This is a genomic window from Citrobacter freundii ATCC 8090 = MTCC 1658 = NBRC 12681, from assembly GCF_011064845.1.
GTDB classification, from domain to species: Bacteria; Pseudomonadota; Gammaproteobacteria; order Enterobacterales; family Enterobacteriaceae; genus Citrobacter; species Citrobacter freundii.
In genome coordinates, this window is sequence record NZ_CP049015.1 from 2273065 (window position 1) to 2289727 (window position 16663).

A 16663-nucleotide genomic window follows, 5' to 3' on the forward strand; every position below is an offset into this window, starting at 1 on the left:
CCACTCAGCGCGTTACGGGCAGTTGAAGCCTGATAGAAAATCTTCATGGCATCGTTTTTCTGTTGTTTATTGGCACAACTTGACCATTTCTGATTTCCTCATTGACACAAGGTTGAGGTTTACCAAACAGATATCCTTGGGCGAAATCGCAGCCCAGCGCCTGAAGGCTTTTTAGTTGCTCCTGAGTTTCAACACCTTCAGCAACAGCCTTCATATTGAGTGATTTCGCCATGCCCGTGATCAGTTTGATGATATTAAGCGCATCTTCATGTGTGGATATTGAATGCACAAAAGATTTGTCTATTTTAATTTTATCGAAGGCAAGCTTGCTCAGGCGCGAAAGAGAAGAATATCCGGTACCAAAATCATCGATGGAGATTTTTACGCCCAGGGCTCTGAGTTTATTAAGCGTATTCATCGGTGTCGTACTCTCAGTGAAGAGAGAGGACTCTGTTACTTCCAGTTCAAGACGATCGGCTGGGAGTCCAGTTTCTTTCAGAATAGACAGTACGATACCGACAAAGGCTTTGCTGCTTAGCTGGACAGGAGAGACATTTACTGAAATTTTAGCAGGAACCGCCCAACAAGCCGCTTCCCTGCAGGCAATTTCAAGCACTGCTTTCCCCATCTCATTAATCATTCCGGTTTTTTCAGCAACAGGAATAAAGTTATCCGGCGACAGGAGGCCCTTCAGAGGATGGAGCCAACGAATTAGGGCTTCATAGCTATAAATTTCCTGGCTGAAGGAGTCAACAATGGGCTGGTAATAAACCACGAATTCTTTGTTCACTATTGCCAATGCCATATCATGCTCAAGCGTTCTGCTTTCTTGTAGCTTTTCTAACATTCGTTGTCGGAAGACTTTTATCTTACCTGAGCCTTCACCTTTGGCTTCATAAAGGGCCAGATCGGCAAATTTATAAAGATAGTCGGAACGACGTTCAGTGTCTGAGATAACAATGCCAACACAGGTGGTTATGTTGATAATCGTGTTATAAATAGTGTAGGGCTGGCTGATAAATTCACATATTTTCTGGGCCCGCGAAACGGCGTGGCTTTCTGTCAGGCCACTTGAGAGAAACGCAAATTCATCTCCACCCAGGCGATACAGCGTATCCGAAGTAAGACTCATTGAAACCAGTCGGTCTGATATCTGGCGTAGCAACATATCACCGGCATCATGACCATACGTATCATTTACCTCTTTGAATCGATCTAAATCAAACAACATCACAGTCACAGAATCGTGATTTTTTTCTGCTATCTCAATTGTTTTATTTAAATCGCTCCAGAATAGTTGACGATTATTCATCTCGGTAAGAGAGTCATGGTAGACGTCATATTCCAGTTTAGCATTCTGGATTTGCAGCTTTTCTTTAGATTTCTGCAGTTCTTCGGCAAGACTCTTGACCTGCAGGTGCGCCCGCAGAATATTTCTGTTTTGATAGAAAATGAGCACTCCCAGAATCGCACTCAGTATTATCAGCAGCACCGAGGTTGCTGAGTAAATATAGTACAGCGTTTGAATTTTTTGGTTGGCGTTATTGATCGAGTTAACATCTTTGTTTAACGCGCCAGATGAAAGACGACCCAGTGGCGCATCCAGAGTATGCATTTTTTTCAGATAAGCCTGGAGTGCTGAACGGTTCATTTTCTCTAGATTAACATCCAGAAAACTAAGGGTGTTTTCAAGTTTTACCGCCAGCTCACGGTGGGCTATATTGCTTTCTATGTAGCGCCCCAGGTCACCTTCTTTTATTAAATCACTCTGGCTGAGCATAATGTCGAGGCGCATGCGTACATCATCTAGATTCATCGTGTCATCGATAGTGTAAAGACCCAGCAATGACTCGAATCGGTAATATTGTGATACCAGCTGAGCAGCAGACCAGGAATCGGTGTAGTGAGTCAGTTTCTGTAACTCTTGTTGCCGTTCATGCACGAGGAAAGAGATATATCCGGTAGATATAAAAAGAAAAAAGATGATGCCAGCCAGTATTCTGTTCATGATGTTCCTCTGAACGTTTACTCAATATCCATACTACTGACCTGCCATGCAGACCTTGAATAATAAATCTGATTATTCAGTTCCGGCATGCTGTCATAGGGGTACACAATGAATAAAGGACCTTTATCACGGATGCGCATATATTTTCCGTTGATTTTTAACGCAAGGATGGCATTGTATTTTTTGAAATCACTGAGAGGGATTACGGTGGTGTAGTCATTGAGCGCAGTGACCTTTACAACCGAGCCGCTCGCGCCGACGTAATCCATGAGCTTTTGTAGTGGAATACCCGTAAAGGTAGTGCGTCCATTATACCAGGGGGAGGTGGTCTGGAAACTGACCATGCCCAGCTTCTCAAGGCTGGCGGTATCAAAAACGGCTTTCCCGTCTGCATTTGTATTTTCAATATTACCGGACAGCGTCAAAAGAACTGTACCGGAAGGCTGGGGAAGTTCACCCGCCCAGAGCTGGGTGGTGAGCACAAAGCTTACTAACATGACGATTAACCGCATTCTTACCTCACCAATCAGCCGGATGTAAAAGAATTATAATTTAGATATCACTCTATTTATATATATTGCATAGGTATTATTGACGCAATAAAATCAACTTTATTTTTATTCCTCTAAATCAATGGGTTAGATTTTGTTTGTTTTATTATGATGTTTAATCAATGCTGATGGTGTTATTTGAGGAAAACGTAATCTCACTATGTATGTACAAAAATAAATCATTTATTGACCCAGTGCCAATAAATACCTACGAAAATAAAGGTTTATTTTTTTCCCTGCGGCGGGCGTTGTTTACTGGTTGATGGCTATATCGGATACGAAGCGGGCCAAAGTATAGCGGGAGCGCTTCGTGTCGGTAATCAAGAACAGACTTTTTATACTGCGGCTGGTGCGGTTCAACAGAACCCGTTTATTCACCCGCCTGAACTGACTGGCGGGCATACAGGTAGGCGGTGGCCCTCGATACGCCCAGATGCTGCGCCACCGTATCCATAGATTTGCGTACGTTGAGCAAACCGTCCTGGCGTAATTGTTGAATCAGCAGCTTACGGTCTTGAGGTTTAAGGGCTCGGGCCGTCGTAGCGCGTTTAGCGGCAAAGTCATCAATACGCTGGCGGATGACTTCGTTACTGCCGGGATCGATATGTTCCTTAATGGGGGAGTTTTCGGTTTCAGTAAAACGCGCAAGAGCACTCTGCATACCACGAAACAGTGTCATATCTACATTCAGACAGAGAGCTGCTACGTATCTGCCTTCTTCGTCCTTGATGCCAATTGAGGTACTTTTCACCGGGCGACCATCGGCAAACTGATTACTGTAGTTCGCAATGATGCTGGGAAAGTCAGGCGATGCGATTCTCGCCAGGCCAAGCTCGGTTGCTGGCTGGCCGGGTTGACGTCCGGACAGATTATTATGGATGGATAAAATGGCATGTTCAGGATTTTTGAGGTCATGAACCACCACTTCGCAAAACGGAGAGAAGGTCTCACTCAATCCCCTGGCGATAGTATCAATTTGGCTGAGAAGCGAGTTATTGTCGGTTTTTGGCATGCCAGTCTCCTGCGGTGATGCCTGTTGCCATGATTGCGAGCAGTTTACAGTGACCTGGGATCGTTTTTCCAGACGGCAATGTACAGACAGTAACATTAGGGTATCTGCATGACAGATACCCTGTTTATCATCCGGCCAGAAATTCACTGTAGCGGCTGATATCCACGTTTCCGCCGCTGATGATAATGCCGACTTTTTTGCCGCGAAGTTCAGCTTTGCGCGCTCTGGCGGCAGCAAAACCCAAACACCCGGTCGGTTCTACGACGATTTTCATGCGTTCAGCGATAAATTTCATTGAGGTGATTAATTCAGCGTCTGAAACCGTCAGAATATCGTTCACGTTTTGCTGGATAATCTGAAACGTATAGTTCCCGAGATGTTGGGTCTGAGCACCGTCAGCAATGGTTTTGGGCGTATCGATATGAACAATTTTTCCGCTACGAAACGACTGTTGACCATCGTTACCCGCCTCAGGTTCAACACCATAGACGATGCAGTCAGGAGACAGATGTCTGGCCGCCAGAGCGGATCCTGAGAGCAGGCCGCCACCGCCCAGACAAACGAAAAGGGCGTCTAACTGACCCACTTCTTCAATCAGCTCTTTTGTGGCGGTGCCCTGGCCTGCAATCACGTGCGGATGGTCGTAAGGGGGGATCAGCGTTAACCCCTGTTTCTCTGCCAGGTCCCGACCAATTTTTTCACGATCTTCAGTATAGCGATCGTAAGTTACCACTTTTCCGCCATAGCCTTTTGTTGCTGCAACTTTAGCTACCGGAGCATCATGCGGCATGATAATTGTTGCTGGAATCCCCAATAATTTTGCCGACAGTGCAATGGCCTGCGCATGGTTACCGGAAGAAAACGTCACGACACCCGCAGCACGTTGTTGTGGTGTGAACTGGCGTAGCGCATTCATAGCGCCGCGAAATTTGAAGGCACCCATTCTCTGGAAGTTTTCGCACTTAAAGAAGACTTCCGCGCCAAATTCTTCATTAACCGTTCGGGATGTCATCACCGGCGTTTTGTTAGCATAATCTGCGATGCGCTCTGCCGCAGCGGCAACATCGTTATAATCAGGCAGTGTCATTTCAGTCATTGTTGTTCACCTGTATGTTGTTAAATGTCACGCTTGCGGGGCCAGCGCCATAGCTTCAACTTCCAGCGCAAAACCATAATGAAGTTCCGCAACACCGGCTACTGCACGGGATGGACGGAAATCACCGATCCACTCCCCATAGATTTTGTTAAACGTCGGCCACTGATTCATATCCGTCACATATACGCGAACTGACACCAGATGCTGGCGGGAAACTCCAGCACCTGCCAGACAAGCATCAATATTCTGTAGCACCAGCCGGGTTTGATCTTCAAAAGAGGCATCCGCTTTTTTCTCACCGTCGAAAGTGACCGGCAATTGCCCGGAAATGAAGACGAAACCGCCAGCCGTTGTACTGTGCGAGTAATGACCTGCTGGCGGGAAGCTTCCAGCAGATGAGTTCAGTGTAATGTCCGCGGACATAATAAACCTCCAGTAGCTGATGATTCATTTTGTATAAAATAATACGATTTGTATTATTTTATACGCCTTTATGCCACATTCGGCTAGAGATAATTTTCGCGGGTGATGATTTTGTGAACTATTGCAAATGTGGCTAACGTAAATAGCTAACCTGGGTAGGAACGAAGAGGGGAAGGCAGGAGAGTGAAGAAACGCCCCGGGCGGGGCGTCTAAGGCAAAATACTAGCCGATGTGACCGTGGTTAATTTTAGTTAACGGTTCATTGATATCGAAGATTTTGAACGTCACGTCTTCCACACCCAGATGCTTCAGACGGGCGGTATGCTTTTTGATATAGGCCTGAGCGGTGTCTTCGTCCCGGAACAGGTAGATGCCACCCGCTTCGTGATTTGCTTCGTTCTCGGTCCAGATTTTCCAGATGAACCCCGGCTCCTGGTTGATTGATTCGGCCAGTTCAACGAGCTGACTCGACATCTCAGCCCCAAACGGACCATGAAAATCAAAGTGTATCTGCACGAGTTTGTTCGACATAAATCCTCCATGGATTGGTTATTTCGGGTAAGGCTGCTAGCGCAGCAGCACTTTACCGGTCAGATAAGTTATTGCCTGTCCACTGATATAAACACGCGTTCCTGCTAACTGACAGCGTAAATCCCCGCCGCGCTCAGAGACCTGGCGCGCCAGCATCTGTGTTTTATTCAGTTTTGCAGCCCAGTAAGGGATCAGCATGCTATGTGCCGAGCCTGTGACCGGGTCTTCCGCGACGGCTTCACCCGGGCAGAAGAAACGGCTGACAAAATCGTATTCCCCGTCACCCGGCGCGGTGATGCATACCATTTTCCCCAGCGGAAGCATGGCGTGGATGTTTGGGCGAACAGCCTCAACCTGCTGTTGATTTTCCAACACCACCATGTAATCGCGTGCCACGCGCATCTCCTTGTATTCGGTGATGCCTAATGTTTCCAGCAGTAAAGTGGGCGGCATGGCAGATTCGCTTTGCCAGGCTGGAAAATCGAGCGTCAGCCATGCACCGCTGCGCGTGACCGTCAGCGGTCCCACAAAGCGGGTAGCAAAATGGATTTTTGTATCCGGGTAATCCAGATGTTCAAAGATGACATGCGCGGCGGCAAGCGTGGCATGCCCACACAGATTGATTTCACCCTGAGTGGTAAACCAACGCAGCTCAAAACCATTTTCATTGGCGACAAAAAAAGCGGTTTCTGACTGGTTATGCTGCTGCGCCATCTTTAATAATGTTTCATCGGGCAACCAGTCCGTGAGCGGACAGACTGCTGCGGCATTACCGCCAAACGTCGTGGTGGTAAAAGCATCCACCATGTAAAAATCGATTTGTTGCACAGAATAACCCTCTCATCGCACTCAGGATAAATCACACTCTACCATGCCAGCCATTGGGTCAGCGCTCCGATTCGCCACTGCGGTGAAAATTCGTTATCATCCGTCCCCACACCTCATTCTGGCCGCCTGATGTCTACGATCCTCGATACCTTTATTGCCCCGCCTTGTCATGACGAGATAGAGATCCTCTATCGGGACGAGCATCTGGTGCTAATCAATAAACCCAGCGGGTTACTTAGCTTGTCGGGCAAAAATCCGCAGAATCTCGATTCGGTACATCATCGGCTGGTACAGATTTACCCTGGCTGCACGCTGGTACATCGGCTTGATTTCGGCACTTCTGGACTGATGGTGGTCGCCCGTAACAAGGCTATCAACGCTGCGCTTTGCCAGCAGTTCAGCCAGCGTACGGTCACTAAGGTGTACAGCGCGCTGTTATGCGGGCATCTGGAAAACGACGAAGGAGTTATCGATGCAGCGATTGCCAAAGACCCGTCGCTGTTTCCATTAATGTCAATTTGTGCACTCAACGGCAAACCCGCACGTTCGCGCTATCAGGTTGTCGAGCGCTTTTATCATCGTCAGGAAAAGGGGGCGTTGCTCCCCTTGACGCGGGTACAACTGATGCCTGAAACCGGGCGGACCCACCAACTGCGGATCCACTGTCAGCTGTTGGGACATCCGATTTTAGGCTGTGATTTGTATGGCGGGCGTCTGCTGCCTGGCACTGAAAGGGTGCCGCGACTGATGCTGCATGCCAGTGAACTGCATTTCAGGCATCCCATTAGTGAAGCGTGGATGAACGCCCAAAACGCCAGCCCGTTCTGAGGATGTAAAAAAAGCCGCCAGACGGCGGCTATTTGGGCATTATCGTGCAGCTCGTTGCAATATAACCGCTGACGGCTGGCGTTGCAGAAAGCGCATCCGCAGCATCATCAGCACCGCCGCAGAGGTCAGGCCGATAATAAAGCCCATCCAGAATCCTGCTGGCCCCATTCGGTCAACCACCAGATCGGTCAGCGCCAGAATATAGCCGCTCGGCAGACCCAGCACCCAGTAGGCTGTAAAGGTTATAAAGAAAATGGAACGCGTATCTTTATAACCACGCAGGATCCCGCTGCCAATAACCTGGATAGAGTCCGATATTTGATACACCGCGGCCAGTAACATGAGCTGCGCGGCCAGGGCGACGACTTCCGGATTATTGTTGTAGAGCAGGGCAATATGCTCGCGGAATGTCACGGTGAAAATCGCCGTTACGACCGCCATGCAGACACCGACACCCAGACCCGTTCTGGCTGCAGTTTGTGCATCCAGCGTGGAGCCCTGGCCCAGACGATAACCGACACGAATGGTGACGGCAGCAGCCAGAGACATCGGCAGGACGAACATTAACGAACTGAAGTTCAGTGCGATCTGGTGTCCGGCCACGTCGACAATCCCCAGCGGGGAAACCAGCAGAGCGACCACCGCAAACAGCGTTACCTCGAAAAATAACGCCAGCGCGATAGGTAAACCCAGTTGCACCAGACGCTTCATTACTGCGGTGTCAGGTTTCTGGAAACCACGCTCATTACGGATATCGCGCATTGAGCGCGCACGTTTGATGTAAGAGAGCATGGCGATAAACATCACCCAGTAAACAGCCGCCGTAGCCACGCCGCAGCCTACGCCGCCCAGTTCCGGCATGCCTAAATGTCCATAAATGAATACGTAGTTCACCGGAATGTTCACCAGCAGGCCGAGAAAGCCCATCACCATCGCTGGTTTAGTTTTGGCTAATCCTTCGCACTGGTTACGGGCTACCTGGAAGAACAAATACCCCGGAGCGCCCCACAGCAAGGCACGCAGGTAGCCAACGGCTTTATCCGCCAGCGCCGGGTCAATGTTATGCATGGAGCGAATAATGTACCCTGCGTTCCATAGCACAACCATAATCAGCACGGAGACGCTGCCCGCCAGCCAGAATCCCTGACGTATTTGATGGGCGATACGGTCGCGGCGTCCGGAACCATTGAGTTGCGCAATGACAGGCGTCAAAGCCAGCAGTAGTCCATGACCAAACAGAATGGCAGGTAACCAGATGGAGGTACCAATGGCGACTGCCGCCATATCAGTAGCGCTGTATCCGCCCGCCATGACGGTATCAACGAATCCCATTGCGGTTTGAGCGATTTGCGCAAGAATCACCGGTATTGCCAGAGCTAATAACTGACGCGCTTCACTTACATACTTTTGCACGTGTACACCACTATATTGTTGTTATTTGAGAGACTAAAAAAGCCGCCTTATATGGCAGCAAGGAGAAAAAGCAGGGGAAATTTCAGTCTATTGTAGCGAGGAATACGTAATTCTCCAGTGAAAAAACAGGCAGGCGCGGCGCATTGCTGGCAACCTGAATTTCCACCTGCTATTGTGCTGTGCAGAGATGTCTTAATTGAGTTCAGGAGTAGGGAGTATGTTTACGGGTATTGTGCAGGGCACCGCAAAATTGGTGTCCATTGATGAAAAACCAAATTTTCGTACGCATGTTGTGGAGTTGCCTGAATATATGCTGGATGCGCTGGAGACCGGCGCATCGGTTGCCCACAATGGGTGCTGCCTGACGGTCACCGAAATTAACGGGAACCAGATAAGCTTTGACCTGATGAAAGAAACGCTGCGTATCACCAATCTGGGCGAACTGAAGGTCGGTGATTTGGTTAACGTTGAGCGTGCGGCAAAATTCAGTGATGAGATTGGCGGACATTTAATGTCGGGCCATATTATGACCACTGCCGAAGTGTCGAAAATTCTGACCTCGGAGAATAACCGCCAGGTATGGTTTAAAGTCCAGGACCCGTCGCTGATGAAATATATCCTGTACAAAGGATTTATTGGTATTGACGGTATCAGTCTGACGGTCGGTGAAGTGACGCCGACGCGTTTCTGTGTACACTTGATCCCGGAAACGCTGGAGCGTACGACGCTTGGCAAGAAAAAGCTGGGCGCAAGGGTTAATATCGAAATCGATCCCCAAACGCAGGCGGTGGTTGATACTGTTGAGCGTGTGCTGGCGGCGCGTGAAAGCGCCATCAGCAACATAACGGGAGAAGCGGGAGCCTAAGCCTGAGAGTTAAGCCCTCGTTGATACGGGGGCGATAACGATTAACGGGGAACGCGCAGGCCGTGTTCAACGCCGCGAGAAAATACCACCTGCCATAACTGAATATCGCGAGCTCGAAACGCTCCGGCACAGGCGTTCAGATAATAGCTGAACATCCGTTTGAAACGTTCGGTATAGTTATCGGCGATTTCAGGCCAGGAGTTAATGAAACGTTCGTGCCAGGCCATCAGCGTCGTGTCGTAATCCGCGCCAAAATTATGCCAGTCTTCCATTACAAAATGTGGCTCGCTGGCGTTGGCAATCTGGCGAACTGATGGTAAACAGCCGTTCGGGAAGATATATTTATTGATCCACGGATCAACGTTATTGTCGGTCTTTTTGGAGCCGATGCTATGCAGTAAAAAGAGACCATCCGGTTTTAAATTGCGATCGACCACGTCAAAATAGGTGGCGTAGTTTTTCGGCCCTACATGCTCAAACATGCCGACGGAAACAATACGATCGAATTTGTCATTCAGGTCACGATAATCCTGCAGCAAAATTGTGACATCAAGCCCCGCACACCGTGACTGCGCCATTTTCTGCTGTTCTGCCGAAATGGTTACACCCACCACGCTGACGCCATATTCTGATGCCATAAACTGGGATAAGCCGCCCCAGCCGCAGCCTATATCGAGCACCCGCATCCCTGGCTTCAACTGCAGCTTTTCAGCAATCATTTTTAGCTTCGCCTGCTGGGCAGATTCCAGGGTATCGGCATCTTTCCAGTAGGCGCAGGAATACTGCATATAGGGGTCCAGCATGCGAGTAAAGAGATCGTTGCCTAAATCGTAATGTTCTTTGCCGACAACCCATGCACGCTTTTTGGTCTGCAAATTGAACAAGCGAGCAGCGGCAATTCGTAACGTATCTTTGAAGTGGCGGGGGAGTTGGTTTTCAAGACCGGCGCGTAGGACTTTACTAAAAAACATATCCAGCCGGTCGCATTCCCACCAGCCATCCATATAACTTTCACCTAACCCTAACGATCCTTCCTGCAATACTCGTTTGAAAAAATCGGGGTTCTTTACGCGAATATCCGCCGGTGCCGGGCCATTAATGGTAATGCCTGCACGGCTCAATAATTCATTGGTGATGCGGTACCAGTCATCATCCGGTACTCTGACGTCTTCTATACACGATGAACTCATAGCTTCTCCATCACTGGTCGGTGATCAGAACCTTAAAACAGCGTAGACGCTTTTTTGGGCTTTGTGAGAAATCTCACGGAATTAATCCGTGAATCTATAATCCGACGTAGAACAGAGGAAGGGAGGAACCCTTGCCGAAAAGACCATCCGTGGGAATACGGGAACATTCTTGTTCCCGCTAACACATAAAAATTATCGTTTTTTTAACATCCGGAAATCAGTATAGGCCTGAACTTTTGACGATTCAACCGATAATTCTTAGCGGGCTAATTAATTGCCCGCGACAATTATTAGTGAGACTCTCCATGGGCAATTTGCGCGCGGTCATCTGTTTGCGGGGCGTCAGTTTTCTGCGATTGCATTTTGTAACCTACAGCAGCCAGCAATACCGTGGTCAGCATAACGCTGGTAGTGGTGAGCAGCGGGGTAGCAATCAACCAGGAAACGACAAGGCTTGCCAGGAAGCATAAACCCAGTTGCAGCGTATTCTGCAATGCGGCAGCGCGTCCAGTGGCCTGTGGGAAAGGGCGTAATGCCTGCGCGACAACGATAGGGTAGATTGCGCCGTTCGCAATCGCCATAACGCAGAATGGGATCAGGATTTCAGCCAATGCGACATGATGAATAAAGCCGGTCGCCCAGGTGCCTACAACGCTGAAGGCATACAGAATGAGTAACCAGGGCAGCAGCTGACGACCCTGCCATTTTTGCAGCGCAGCACGACAGCCGTAACCACCGATTAAAAAGGCGATAGTTTGCGGAACATAGCTCAGACCAATTACCGCTGGGCTATAACCCATTTCGCTAAGGATGAACGGGGAACCCGTCAGCCATGCAAAAAAGCTCGCGGAACAGGCGGCATAAATCAGCACGTTTCCACGGTAAGTTTTCGAGCGCAGCAAGGTGGTGAAAGTCAGTTTATCCTGGCTGTCATCGCGTGCTTTAGCTGTAGGCTTTAAACGCAGCGCCGGAAGCATCAGAATCAGAGTAATGGCGAATAGGGTGGCAAAAATGGCCTGCCAGGAAAAATGTACCAGGATCCAACTACCTAATAACGGGGCGAGGGCAGGTGATAACCCGACCAGCGGCATAATGGTGGCAAAGATGCGGTTTACTTTTTGTGAAGGATAATAGTCGGTAACCAGCGCTTGCCAGATAACCGATGCTGCACAGACGCCAACGGCCTGAACAAATCGCAGTACCAGCAGGCCTGTGGCGTTTTCAACCCACAGCATGCCCAGACTGCCCAGTGCGAAAATAGATAAACCCAGCAGCAAAATAGGCTTGCGACCATAGTGGTCAGAGAGCGGTCCCCACAGCAGTTGTGCGACGGCAAAACCGGCTAAGAACAAGCTCAGGCTAGCGCTGACGGCAGATGCAGGCGTTTGCAGATCGGACTGAATTGCGGCGAAGGCGGGCAGATACATATCTGTTGCCAGAAAGCCGAGCACGCTAAGGCCCGCTAGCCAGACTAAAAACCCTTTCCCAGGTTGCATCATTATTTCTCTTTTTTTAGCAATAGAACAATGCCGCTGAGTGTAGTGAGTGTAATTCTCGCTGTGAAACGCTAATATTTGCTTACTGATTTCAAAATTTTTGCAGGCAGAATATGTGGTCGGAATATTCACTTGAAGTGGTTGATGCGGTTGCGCGTAACGGTAGCTTTAGTTCAGCCGCACAGGAGCTACACCGTGTACCTTCGGCGGTAAGCTACACTGTGCGCCAACTGGAAGAGTGGCTGGCGGTACCACTTTTTGAGCGACGCCATCGGGATGTGGAATTAACGCCTGCCGGGGCATGGTTTTTAAAAGAAGGTCGCTCTGTTATCAAAAAAATGCAGATCACGCGCCAGCAATGCCAGCAAATTGCCAACGGCTGGCGCGGGCAGCTGGCGATCGCAGTCGATAACATTGTCCGCCCGGATCGTACCCGACAGATGATCGTGGATTTCTACCGTCACTTTGATGATGTGGAGTTGTTAGTTTTTCAGGAAGTGTTTAACGGCGTATGGGACGCGCTGTCCGATGGACGCGTGGAGCTGGCCATCGGCGCCACACAGGCGATTCCGGTAGGGGGACGCTATACCTTCCGCGATATGGGAATGCTGAGCTGGAGCTGCGTGGTAGCCAGCCATCATCCACTGGCGTCAATGCCCGGACCGCTAAGTGATGATACGTTGCGCAACTGGCCGTCACTGGTACGCGAAGATACCTCCCGTACGCTGCCAAAGCGTATTACCTGGCTGCTGGATAACCAAAAACGCGTCGTCGTGCCCGACTGGGAATCTTCTGCGACCTGTTTGTCCGCGGGATTATGCGTGGGCATGGTACCGACGCATTTTGCCAAGCCGTGGATCGATAGCGGCAAGTGGGTTGCGCTGCAACTGGAGAACCCCTTTCCTGATGCTGCATGCTGTCTGACATGGCAGCAGAACGATACGTCACCGGCATTGAGGTGGCTGCTGGACTATTTAGGGGATAGTGAAACGTTGAACAAGGAATGGCTGCGGGAGCCAGATGAGACTCCCGCACAACAGGCTTAACGGCGGTAATCGCGGAACGGACCGTCGGCAACGGAGCGACGCTCAACCAGACGTGGATGCACCTCGATAGACTGTGACTCTTCACGTTTATTCACGATACGGTCTAACAGCATGTTGAAGGCCGTTTCACCTAGTGAATCCTTCGGCTGGTGAATAGTCGTTAAGGCCGGCGTGAAGAAGCGGGCGTTGCGCACGTTGTCGTAGCCGATGAGTGAGACATCCTGTGGCACGCGCAGACCCATTTCGTCAGCGGCGCACAGCGCACCCATCGCCATAATATCGCCACCGCAGAAGACAGCGGTCGGACGATGCGACTGCGACAGAATTTGCTGCATGGCGCGATAGCCGGACTCAGGCTCGAAATCGCCCTGGACAATCCAGTTATCAGGCACTTTAATCAGCGCTTCTTCCATCGCTTTCATAAAGCCCGCCAGACGCCCGGCCCCGGTGTTACGTTCCATTGGACCTGGGATCACGCCAATTTCACGATGACCGCGTTCTACCAGATACCGACCCGCCATGTAACCGCCTTCGAAGGCGTTATCAATGACCGTATCGGTAAAGTCGGCTTTAGCTTCGCCCCAGTCCATGACGACCATCGGAATATGGCGATACTCTTCGAGCATCGAAAGCAGCGACTCCGGATACTCAGAACACATCACCAGCAGACCATCAACGCGCTTTTGCGCCATCATCGACAGATAGGCCTGCTGCTTTTCGAGACTGTTCCATGCGTTACCCAGAATCAGCGTATAGCCTTTCTGGAAACAGTTTTTCTCCACGGCTTCGATAATTTCTGCGAAATAGGCCGCTTCGCTGCTGGTCGCCAGCAAGCCAATAGACTTGGTGTGATTCACCTTCAGGCTGCGGGCAACTGCGCTCGGAGAATAGTGCAGTTCTTTGATCGCTGCCCAGACAGCATTACGCGTTTCTTCCGCGACAAAGCGCGTCTTGTTAATTACGTGTGATACGGTTGTAGTGGAAACGTTTGCTCGCTTCGCTACATCTTTAATTGTTGCCATTACATCTCACTCCAGACCATATCCTAAGCTCCTGAGAATACTCCAGGTAAACGTTTGCCTTTACACACCCTTAGCGCAACGTAAGGGTTGCGGCACGCCGGGAAAACGACACGGAACGTCAGGAAGGGGTCAATGGCCGGTACGCTAATCAAGTAAGCGTGGAATTTTGTCTGATCTTAACGAAAAGGGGAAGAGTTAAAAGCAGTTATCAATATAAATCGTGAGAGATTTTTGCTTTCAAGTGTGTAAAAATGCGCAATATCACTTTTTGTGTGGGAATAAAAAGGAGAAAACTTGATGAGCACCGATCTGAAATTTTCGTTAGTGACTACCATTATTGTTCTGGGTTTGATCGTCGCGGGTGGCCTGACCGCAGCGCTGCATTGATTTCCCCGAGGGAGTTAGCTCTCCCTCACTCTTTCCGCTCGTCTATCTCTTCTATTGTTTGCGAATAAGCAAAAGTCTTTTGCAATTTTGTTAACTTTATTAATTTTGCGATCAATGTCATGCTTTTGACTCTTATTTTATGTCGCGCCACGGCTCGACGTTACGGAGTCGCAATATGAAACTCAATTATCCTTTACTGGCGCTGGCGATCGGAGCGTTTGGCATAGGCACCACCGAATTTTCGCCAATGGGATTATTGCCCGTCATAGCCAAAGGTGTGGATGTCTCGATTCCGGCGGCCGGCATGCTGATCAGCGCCTATGCGGTAGGTGTGATGGTAGGTGCACCGCTGATGACATTGCTGCTGTCTCATCGCGCGCGACGTAATGCTTTGATATTCCTGATGGCGATTTTCACGCTGGGTAATGTGCTTTCGGCTATCTCGCCGGATTACACCACGCTAATGCTATCGCGTATTTTGACCAGTCTTAACCATGGGGCCTTTTTTGGTCTCGGTTCAGTGGTTGCTGCCAGTGTTGTACCCAAACATAAGCAGGCCAGCGCCGTAGCAACGATGTTTATGGGGTTAACCATCGCCAATATTGGTGGCGTTCCGGCGGCGACATGGCTTGGTGAAACCATCGGTTGGCGCATGTCATTTATGGCCACTGCGGGTCTGGGCGTCATTGCTATGGTCAGCCTGTTCTTCTCCTTACCCAAGGGTGGAGCCGGAGAGCGCCCGGATGTTCGCAGCGAACTGGCGGTACTTATGCGCCCACAGGTGTTGTCGGCGTTACTGACTACTGTACTGGGTGCTGGGGCGATGTTCACGCTTTATACCTACATCTCGCCAGTTCTGCATACTATCACTCATGCCACTCCGGCATTTGTTACCGGGATGCTGGTGTTGATAGGCATTGGTTTCTCGATCGGTAACTACTTTGGTGGCAAGTTTGCTGACCGTTCAGTCAACGGTACGTTGAAAGGCTTTTTACTGCTGCTGATGGTTATTATGCTGGCCATTCCTTTCCTTGCGCGTAATGAGCTGGGTGCGGCGATCAGTATGGTGGTCTGGGGCGCGGCGACGTTCGCGGTCGTTCCACCGTTGCAGATGCGTGTGATGCGCGTTGCCAGTGAAGCGCCTGGAATATCATCGTCAGTCAATATTGGCGCGTTTAATCTGGGGAACGCTCTGGGTGCAGCGGCCGGTGGGGCGGTGATATCAGGCGGCCTAGGCTACAGTTTTGTGCCAGTGATGGGGGCGATTGTGGCGGGTCTTGCGCTGCTGCTGGTGTTTATTTCCGCAAGAAGACAGCCAGAAGAGGCTTTCACGACCGCGAATTAATGCAAAAACGCAGAAGGAAGCCCTTCTGCGTTATCTTTTTTATGCTGCGAAGTTCTTCGCAACAAATTCCCAGTTCACCAGCGCCCAGAAATGTTCCAGGTAGCCAGGACGGGCATTGCGATAGTCGATGTAGTAGGCGTGTTCCCATACGTCAACGGTCATCAGCGGCGTCGCGTCGGTAGTCAGCGGAGTACCTGCGTTGGAGGTGGAGACGATAGCCAGTTTGCCATCAGTTCCTTTAACCAGCCAGGTCCAGCCAGAACCGAAGTTTTTGATAGCGGCATCGGTGAACTGCGCTTTGAAATCTGCAAAGCTGCCAAAGGAGGCGGCAATTGCATCGGCCAGTTTACCGGTTGGTTCGCCACCTGCGTTTGGTGCCAGGCAGTTCCAGTAGAACGTGTGGTTCCATACTTGTGCTGCGTTATTGAAAACACCGCCTTCAGAGCTACGAACGATCTCTTCCAGTGATTTGCCTTCAAACGCCGTGCCTTTAATCAGATTGTTCAGATTGGTCACGTAGGTTTGATGGTGTTTGCCATAGTGATATTCCAGCGTTTCGGCAGAAATGTGCGGTGCCAGAGCATCTTTGGCATACGGTAATGCAGGTAATTCAAACGACATT

Annotated in this window: 17 protein-coding genes; 5 read left to right on the forward strand and 12 right to left on the reverse strand. The window is 50.0% G+C overall.

Annotated elements, in window-relative coordinates:
• Nucleotides 1–43: 43 nt before the first annotated feature.
• The 7 genes from G4551_RS10915 to G4551_RS10945 form a co-directional block, all read right to left on the reverse strand.
• On the reverse strand, nucleotides 44–2008 hold the full coding sequence (locus G4551_RS10915; protein WP_003836475.1) for a putative bifunctional diguanylate cyclase/phosphodiesterase: 1965 nt from the start codon (nucleotides 2006–2008) through the stop codon (nucleotides 44–46).
• Between the two features lie 17 nt (nucleotides 2009–2025).
• Complete coding sequence (locus G4551_RS10920; RefSeq protein ID WP_003029241.1) at nucleotides 2026–2520, reverse strand: putative pterin-binding protein; 495 nt, start codon at nucleotides 2518–2520, stop codon at nucleotides 2026–2028.
• 409 nt (nucleotides 2521–2929) lie between these two features.
• Complete coding sequence (locus G4551_RS10925) at nucleotides 2930–3571, reverse strand: helix-turn-helix transcriptional regulator (RefSeq protein ID WP_003029239.1); 642 nt, start codon at nucleotides 3569–3571, stop codon at nucleotides 2930–2932.
• A gap of 127 nt (nucleotides 3572–3698) precedes the next feature.
• Nucleotides 3699–4667: a threo-3-hydroxy-L-aspartate ammonia-lyase gene (locus G4551_RS10930; RefSeq protein ID WP_003029236.1), complete on the reverse strand. Its 969-nt coding sequence runs from the start codon at nucleotides 4665–4667 to the stop codon at nucleotides 3699–3701.
• Between the two features lie 27 nt (nucleotides 4668–4694).
• Nucleotides 4695–5090 (reverse strand): RidA family protein, encoded by a 396-nt coding sequence (locus G4551_RS10935; protein ID WP_003029233.1) that lies wholly within the window; start codon nucleotides 5088–5090, stop codon nucleotides 4695–4697.
• A 222-nt stretch (nucleotides 5091–5312) separates the two neighbouring features.
• Nucleotides 5313–5621 carry a monooxygenase gene (locus G4551_RS10940; protein WP_003836470.1) on the reverse strand — a complete coding sequence of 103 codons (309 nt, stop codon included), beginning with the start codon at nucleotides 5619–5621 and terminating at the stop codon, nucleotides 5313–5315.
• A gap of 36 nt (nucleotides 5622–5657) precedes the next feature.
• Nucleotides 5658–6449 carry a PhzF family phenazine biosynthesis protein gene (locus G4551_RS10945; protein ID WP_003836468.1) on the reverse strand — a complete coding sequence of 264 codons (792 nt, stop codon included), beginning with the start codon at nucleotides 6447–6449 and terminating at the stop codon, nucleotides 5658–5660.
• Nucleotides 6450–6578: 129 nt separating this feature from the next.
• Here G4551_RS10945 and G4551_RS10950 point away from each other — a divergent pair, with 129 nt between their 5' ends.
• Nucleotides 6579–7277, forward strand: a complete 699-nt coding sequence (locus G4551_RS10950; RefSeq protein ID WP_003836466.1) for an RluA family pseudouridine synthase — start codon at nucleotides 6579–6581, stop codon at nucleotides 7275–7277.
• A gap of 39 nt (nucleotides 7278–7316) precedes the next feature.
• Here the strand turns inward: G4551_RS10950 and mdtK are convergent, their stop codons facing one another.
• Nucleotides 7317–8690: a multidrug efflux MATE transporter MdtK gene (gene mdtK / locus G4551_RS10955; protein ID WP_003836464.1), complete on the reverse strand. Its 1374-nt coding sequence runs from the start codon at nucleotides 8688–8690 to the stop codon at nucleotides 7317–7319.
• Nucleotides 8691–8907: 217 nt separating this feature from the next.
• Here mdtK and G4551_RS10960 point away from each other — a divergent pair, with 217 nt between their 5' ends.
• Complete coding sequence (locus tag G4551_RS10960; RefSeq protein ID WP_003029220.1) at nucleotides 8908–9555, forward strand: riboflavin synthase; 648 nt, start codon at nucleotides 8908–8910, stop codon at nucleotides 9553–9555.
• 41 nt (nucleotides 9556–9596) lie between these two features.
• Here G4551_RS10960 and cfa read toward each other — a convergent pair whose 3' ends face one another.
• Nucleotides 9597–10745, reverse strand: coding sequence for a cyclopropane fatty acyl phospholipid synthase (gene cfa / locus G4551_RS10965; protein ID WP_003836458.1), 1149 nt, complete (start codon nucleotides 10743–10745; stop codon nucleotides 9597–9599).
• 290 nt (nucleotides 10746–11035) lie between these two features.
• On the reverse strand, nucleotides 11036–12241 hold the full coding sequence (punC, locus tag G4551_RS10970) for a purine nucleoside transporter PunC (RefSeq protein ID WP_003836456.1): 1206 nt from the start codon (nucleotides 12239–12241) through the stop codon (nucleotides 11036–11038).
• A 113-nt stretch (nucleotides 12242–12354) separates the two neighbouring features.
• Between punC and punR the strand changes: the two genes are divergently transcribed.
• Nucleotides 12355–13287 carry a DNA-binding transcriptional activator PunR gene (gene punR, locus G4551_RS10975; RefSeq protein WP_003836454.1) on the forward strand — a complete coding sequence of 311 codons (933 nt, stop codon included), beginning with the start codon at nucleotides 12355–12357 and terminating at the stop codon, nucleotides 13285–13287.
• On the opposite strand, the gene purR is transcribed toward punR, so the two are convergent.
• Nucleotides 13284–14309: an HTH-type transcriptional repressor PurR gene (gene purR / locus G4551_RS10980; protein WP_003029211.1), complete on the reverse strand. Its 1026-nt coding sequence runs from the start codon at nucleotides 14307–14309 to the stop codon at nucleotides 13284–13286. The genes punR and purR overlap by 4 nt on opposite strands.
• A gap of 297 nt (nucleotides 14310–14606) precedes the next feature.
• On the opposite strand from purR, the gene cydH reads away from it, so the two are divergent.
• Together cydH and G4551_RS10990 are read left to right on the forward strand one after the other, a co-directional pair.
• Nucleotides 14607–14696 carry a cytochrome bd-I accessory subunit CydH gene (gene cydH, locus G4551_RS10985; protein WP_003029209.1) on the forward strand — a complete coding sequence of 30 codons (90 nt, stop codon included), beginning with the start codon at nucleotides 14607–14609 and terminating at the stop codon, nucleotides 14694–14696.
• Nucleotides 14697–14871: 175 nt separating this feature from the next.
• Nucleotides 14872–16041: an MFS transporter gene (locus G4551_RS10990; protein WP_003836452.1), complete on the forward strand. Its 1170-nt coding sequence runs from the start codon at nucleotides 14872–14874 to the stop codon at nucleotides 16039–16041.
• 39 nt (nucleotides 16042–16080) lie between these two features.
• Here G4551_RS10990 and sodB read toward each other — a convergent pair whose 3' ends face one another.
• On the reverse strand, nucleotides 16081–16662 hold the full coding sequence (gene sodB, locus G4551_RS10995) for a superoxide dismutase [Fe] (protein ID WP_003029205.1): 582 nt from the start codon (nucleotides 16660–16662) through the stop codon (nucleotides 16081–16083).
• Between the last annotated feature and the right edge of the window lies 1 nt (nucleotide 16663).